Origin of the sequence: Bacillus sp. JJ1521, assembly GCF_036965165.1 — a bacterium.
Classification (GTDB): Bacteria; Bacillota; Bacilli; order Bacillales; family Bacillaceae_L; genus Ferdinandcohnia.
The window spans coordinates 10,946-17,367 of the sequence record NZ_JBALOX010000016.1 but is presented as its reverse complement, the minus strand read 5'-3'; the positions used below and the strand labels follow the sequence as shown (position 1 = coordinate 17,367).

General features: G+C 37.1%; 6 protein-coding genes. 4 read left to right on the top strand and 2 right to left on the bottom strand.

Annotated elements, in window-relative coordinates:
* Together V7147_RS03630 and V7147_RS03625 are read left to right on the top strand one after the other, a co-directional pair.
* On the top strand, nucleotides 1–752 hold a 752-nt coding region (locus V7147_RS03630), incomplete at its 5' end, for an AAA family ATPase (RefSeq protein ID WP_335366501.1).
* Nucleotides 703–2,061, top strand: a complete 1,359-nt coding sequence (locus V7147_RS03625) for a DUF58 domain-containing protein (RefSeq protein WP_335366500.1) — start codon at nucleotides 703–705, stop codon at nucleotides 2,059–2,061. The genes V7147_RS03630 and V7147_RS03625, both read left to right, overlap by 50 nt.
* Here V7147_RS03625 and V7147_RS03620 read toward each other — a convergent pair.
* Complete coding sequence (locus V7147_RS03620; RefSeq protein ID WP_335366499.1) at nucleotides 2,039–3,019, bottom strand: stage II sporulation protein M; 981 nt, start codon at nucleotides 3,017–3,019, stop codon at nucleotides 2,039–2,041. The two genes, V7147_RS03625 and V7147_RS03620, sit on opposite strands and share 23 nt — an antisense overlap.
* 100 nt (nucleotides 3,020–3,119) lie before the next feature.
* On the opposite strand from V7147_RS03620, the gene V7147_RS03615 reads away from it, so the two are divergent.
* Nucleotides 3,120–3,926 (top strand): RDD family protein, encoded by an 807-nt coding sequence (locus V7147_RS03615; protein WP_335366498.1) that lies wholly within the window; start codon nucleotides 3,120–3,122, stop codon nucleotides 3,924–3,926.
* A 142-nt stretch (nucleotides 3,927–4,068) separates the two neighbouring features.
* Complete coding sequence (locus tag V7147_RS03610) at nucleotides 4,069–4,746, top strand: N-acetylmuramoyl-L-alanine amidase (protein WP_335366497.1); 678 nt, start codon at nucleotides 4,069–4,071, stop codon at nucleotides 4,744–4,746.
* A 58-nt stretch (nucleotides 4,747–4,804) separates the two neighbouring features.
* On the opposite strand, the gene V7147_RS03605 is transcribed toward V7147_RS03610, so the two are convergent.
* Nucleotides 4,805–5,686: a DMT family transporter gene (locus V7147_RS03605; protein WP_335366496.1), complete on the bottom strand. Its 882-nt coding sequence runs from the start codon at nucleotides 5,684–5,686 to the stop codon at nucleotides 4,805–4,807.
* Between the last annotated feature and the right edge of the window lie 736 nt (nucleotides 5,687–6,422).

Below are 6,422 nucleotides of genomic sequence, written 5' to 3'. Positions count from 1 at the left end.
ATTTTAATCGTATCCAGTTTACACCTGATCTTTTACCAAGTGATATCACAGGAAGCATGATATACAACATGAAGGAAGGCAGTTTTGAAACATTAAAAGGACCGGTTTTTACGAATATCCTTTTAGCAGATGAAATTAACCGTACACCTGCAAAAACCCAAGCTGCATTGTTAGAAGCAATGGAGGAAAAACAGGTTACAATTCAAGGTGAAACATACAAGCTACCTGAGGTATTCTTTGTTGTTGCGACACAGAATCCAATCGAATTTGAGGGAACCTATCGATTACCAGAGGCTCAGCAGGACCGCTTTTTATTTAAGCTTCAAATTGATTTCCCAGCCTTTGATGAAGAAAAAAATGTTGTGAAACATGTAGTTGAACAAAGTTTTAATCACCAAACTTCTTCAAATGATCTTGATCTAGACACTTTTTTATCCATTCGAAAGGAAATTGAAAAAGTTACTTTAGGTGACGGCGTTCTCGATTACATCATGCAAATTGTTCGGAAAACAAGGGAATCTGAAACGATTCGGTTTGGAGCAAGTACAAGGGCAGCCATCTCAATTGCAAAGACGGCACAAGCTTGGGCGTATCTGGCTGACCGAGATTATGTAACACCAGATGATGTGAAAATGGTCTCGAAGCCCGCACTAAGACATCGAATTCAGTTATCCCCGCATGCAGAATTGGAGGGAATCACCGTTGACGAAATCATTGAGGAGCTTGTGGGATCGGTTCCTGTTCCTAGATAGAGGTATTCTTCCTACAACGAGGTTGATTTTAGTTTTTCTATTTCTTTCGATTGGATTTTTGGTGCTGTCTTCATTCGATCTTTCATGGGAAGTAATCATTGGACTAAATCTATTCGTGATTTTTGGAAGTTTAGTAGATTTGTTCTTTTCACCAAGAAAAAAGTATTTGTCGGCAACCCGTAAATTACCGTCTGAAATGGAGAGAGGCCTTACTACTCCGATTGAGATTGTAGTAAAAAACAATTCTACAAATGGCTTTACATACCGATTAATAGATGGCATTCCAGCTTCCTTTACGAAAGTCTTTCCAATCAATGGAAAGGTTTCTGGTGAAACGACTACTCGAATCACTTATGAAATAGAAGCAATGGAACGTGGTAATTATCAAATTGACAAACTATATTTAAGATACAAGAGCTTCCTTGGTTTATGGGAAAAACAACTGACATTTTCTATAAACAACGAAGTAAAAGTTATACCGGATCTCTCCGAAACTAGGCAATATCTCGAAAATGCACAGAAATTTTTATTATATGATGGTGTTAAAATCCGAAAACAGCAAACCGGTGCGGGTGAGTTTTCAAAAATCAGAAGCTATGTCGTCGGTGATGACCCTCGTACCATCAACTGGAGACAAACTGCAAAACTGCATGAAGTTATGACGAATGAATATGAGCCGGAACATGGTAAGTATATTACGATATTACTCGATTGCGGCAGAATGATGGGAGCAGAGTTGGATAAAGGAAATCGTCTTGAAAGAGCAATCGAAGCGGCTATTACTGTTGCTACAGCAGCGCTTCAAAATGGAGATTACGTTTCGATGCTAGCTTTTTCAACGGATGTAAAGGTGTTTGTTCCTGCTAGAAAAGGGATCGCACATCTTCAAACGATTTTACAAGCCATTTATAATCTAAAGGTAGATGCCGTCGAATCCAATTATGGCGCTGTGTTGTCCTATTTAGAAACGGTTCAAAAGAAGCGTAGCCTGCTATTATTATTTAGTGATGTACATACATTTGTACGGGAAGAAAGTGCATTGATTTATTTACGTAAATTAAGACAACGGCATTATTTTCTAATGATCGGTGTAGAGGATGCGACATTAAACGATAGAATCAATGAATATCCGACAACTATTCGAACCGCGATGATAAAAAGTATGGCTCAGCAACAAATGCTTGTGAAAAAGAGGGAAAAACTGAAATGGGAAAACCAAGGCCTCATGATGGTTGAGGCCAAAGAAGATAAATTAGCAGTAACAGCCGTTTCCTATTATATCGACATTATGAATCGGAATTTACTGTAGCTGCTTTTTTTACTAAAAATAATTTTCCAGTCACCACATAGAGAATCAATCCTATTACTGTAATAAATGCAACGGCATATTTGGCTTCAAGCGAAATTGCTGCAGGTGTGATAAAGCCTTCGATGATACCCGCAATAACAAATAAAGGAATCGTACCTAAAAGAAGTTGTACTGAACGTTTCGCCTGATGCTTTAGCTGATAACCTCTTGTGTACGAACCAGGAACGATCAGCTTGTATCCCATTAACAGTCCAGCACCACCAGCTATAAATATAGCTGTGAGCTCTATCATTCCGTGCGGGACAATGTATGCCCAAAAATCATACGTTTTCCCATAGTGCCAGAACAATCCTGCTAACGCACCTATGATGATGCCGTTGTAGATTAAAATATAGACCGTTAATAGTCCAAAGGTTATTCCACTTGCAAATGCAAGTATCGCAACTTGAATATTGTTTGTCATAATGGTTGCTGACATAAGGGACGAATCAACTTCCCCATCTTGACTACCTAAATAGTCTGGATCTACACCTTGGGCAATTTCCGCTGGTAAAATGGAAAACATATGGAGGGGATCCTGTAGGATTGATACAAAGCTCCCGATTCCACCTAGAGTAAACAAAGCAAAAGCAACAACAACAAATTTCCATTGCTCAAGTAGTAAACCGATAAATTTTGTACTAAAAAAATACCGGATTTGCCCGAAACTCGAAACCTGATCTTTGTATAGGAGATTATGAGCCTTTGAAACAAGACCGTTTAAATAAGGTGTAATCTCTTCATTTGGAAAATAGGTTTGACTATAGGAAAGATGACCGGCACATTTTTGATAAAGTCTATGAAACTCATTAATATCGTTACTGCCTTTGTGTTTTCTACGCTTGTGTAAAGTGGTAATCAATTGCTCAAGTTGTTTCCAATCGTCTCTGTGCTGTTTTACAAATTGTTTTATGTTCAATGTGCATTCACCTCTTGAATCTACAATAACCTTATTATAGTAATTTTAGAGAAAAATAGAAACAACTTATGTAAAAAACACCAGAAAAGGGGGATCCTTTTTGAATCAAGAACAAACCAATATTAAAACACCGGAGTTTGTTTCCATCCAATTTCAACTAGCAGGGGTAGGAAGTAGAGCAGCTGCTTTCTTTCTTGATACATTACTATTATCAATTTCTAGTTTTATAATTTTACTCACCTTATTCCTTATTTTAAACGGAGGCTCTGACTTTTGGCTTCCAGCAGAAGTTTTATTTTCTGGCCCAGTGGCCATCGTAATTATTTTATTGTTTATATTAAACTGGGGTTATTATTTTCTACTTGAATTTTTTGCCGGGGGCAAAACGATTGGGAAAAAAATAGTAGGAATTCGTGTGATTCAAGAAAATGGACATAGCATAACATTGTTATCAAGCTTTATCCGCAATTTTCTACGCATCATCGATTCCTTACCAGCCTCCTATTTTTTAGGAATTATCATGATCTTCTTTCATCCGAAACATAAACGAATTGGTGACCTCGTTGCAGGTACAATTGTGATACATGAAAGGCGAGCGAAAAATGATAAAAAACAAAGTCCGCTTGAAAAAGAAATACATCGACGCGAACTCGAAAAGGATTCACTTGGAATCGATTCATGGGCATTAAAGTCATTTGGTAACAAGGAATGGAAGCTTCTGCAAACCTATTGCAATCGTTTTTTACATTTGAAAGAGGATATAAAAGACAGAAGGACAAAACAAATTGCAGATATATTATTACCCAAAGCTGGAATTGATGTTGCAGGTAAAACATATGAACAATTAGAAAATGAGCTATTAGTACTTTATTTAGTTTTAAAGGATGAATGGGAATTCGAACTATAATCTCCTACTTTAAACTGACATCCAAGGGATTAAAATGTATAATAAATACAAAAAATACCTTTGAGACTAGAAATTGTAACTAATATAGGTTTTTTTACCTACAATAACTAGAATCAAGTTGTAAAACAGGAGATTTGAATACATGGAGGAATGGAAGAGAATTTGTATTTGTGGTTTACTTACAACCCTATTGTTTGGCTGTTCAGCGGAAGCCAAAGAAGTAAAGCTTCATAATACGGATATAGAAGTGGCCGCAGAAGAGATAATTGCTACAACCAAAAAATCATTACCTCTCAAAATATCCGAAAAACGAACGGACGAAATTTCACATGTAATGATTCACTTTATAAGCAATGCTGCACTCAAACCTGAAGATCCATACAAGGTAGATGATGTTTATTCTATATTTGAGGAATACGGAGTTTCGGTTCATTATCTGATTGATCGTGAGGGGGAAATTTATAGTCTTGTTCCTGAGGATAGGGTGGCATATCATGCCGGCAAAGGGAGTTTGCCTGATTTTCCTAATTACGAAAATAAAATGAATCAGTATTCGATTGGGATTGAACTTCTCGCAATAGGAACAAAAGAAGAAATGGCAGGGATTGTAGATGAAGACATCTATAAAAAAATCGACCCTACTCTAGCAGGCTACACGGACTCTCAATATCGATCGTTGCAGTTGTTGGTTGATAATATTTTGAAAAGAAACCCATCTATTTTACGTAACAGACGTCATGTGATTGGGCACGACGAATATGCGCCGGGTAGAAAAACAGACCCAGGCTCATTATTCGATTGGACAAGGATTGGATTTTAGCTTAAAATTTATTAGCCAATAGGGATACCCCAGCTCCAAATACGGAGTTGGGGATTCTTTATGCGCCAAGCTTTTGTTCTATTTTTTTGCTTTTTCCGAAGGTCCAATTTACCAAAAAGATTCCAAGAAAAATGAGCAGGGCTCCTCCATACACAAACCATTCAACAACCTCTTTTAAAAGCACCCAGCCTGAAAGAACCCCAAAGAATGGTGCAAGAAATAAGAATGCAGATGTTTTCCCAGGATCACCAATATTAATTAAATAAAACCAAATCGCAAATTGAACAATTGAAGCCATGATGGCAAGCCATAAAATGATAAATACGGACGTAGGAGTAATCGTTATGGCAGGTGTCTCAAGGGCAAAGCTCATCAAAAGAAGAAGAAGACCACCAAACAGCATTTGATACGCGGTTAACACCCAAATATTAAAACGAGCTCCCCATTTTTTTATTAATAATGTTCCGATCGACCATGATATAGATGATCCAAGGCCTAATATGATTCCAACTTCTAAATTAAGATGAAAGCCAAGCGTTATAAAGACCCCTGTAAAACCAACGATTACACCAATCCAATGAAAGAAATGATAGCGAATGCCAAGAAAAATTGTGCTTAAGATAACAACGAGTAATGGATTGCTAAATGTGAGGATAGATGATTCGCCTGCAGTTATCGTCCGTAGGCTTAAAAAAATACAGCCCATCACACCTGCTGTTTGAAAGAGTCCGATTGTAAATATACGCACCCAATCTAGAAGTTGTTTTGGCAGTGGTTTGTTCCAAACGAATAAAGCCATGAGAATTCCCGCAATTGTAAATCGGATACCAACAAGAAGAAGTGGCGATACATAATTTAATCCGATTTTTCCAACCGCAAAAGAAGAGCCCATTAAAGCAGTAGTGGTTACAACAAGTACACCAAAGAGGTAAGGGTTCATTTGATTACTCCCACTTTTTTTCCTCATCATAACATAACTTTAGGCAATATATGCGATTTTCAGCCCACTCTGTATAAGAAAAAGGCAAGCTACGATGTGCTTACCTTTTTCAAATATCAATGAGAATTTTATGATACGAATTGAATATCCTTTACGCAACAGCTGGGATTCGTAACAAGTAGCGAAGTCTAAATATTAGTCTTCTCATGAAAATTGTCATTTTTACGAACATATAATACAACTCCGGGAGTTGGTGAAATAGAATATTCAATGTATATCCCTCCACATTGATTTTTAGTGAGTTTAAAACTTCTCACAGGATTATTGTTTACCGAAGAATAAATAATAATGTGTAGGAGGTATGTTTAACTTTATTCTGCAGAAATTCTTTACATCTATTAGTCGGGGAAGTGTACAATAATATTAAGCTTTTCAGTGTGGTTAAAACTGCCAAATAAAGTTAAGGTCTCCGGCGGATGCCACAGATTTTCAGAGGAAACTTCTCGAGCCTAAGATCAAAAACTAAAGACGCCACTTCCTGTGGCANNAAAATCTGGGCACAAATATGCCAAGGCATATTTGATTCTGTAAACTGGAAAGATAAAATAGTACATATCTTGATTGGGGAGGAAAAAATGATGGAAAAGGTAAAAGTTGGAGAAGTTTTTTCAATTAGTGATGAAACGGGTGAAGACCAAGATGTTGAAGTACTTGGGGTTGTAACCATTGAAGGGAC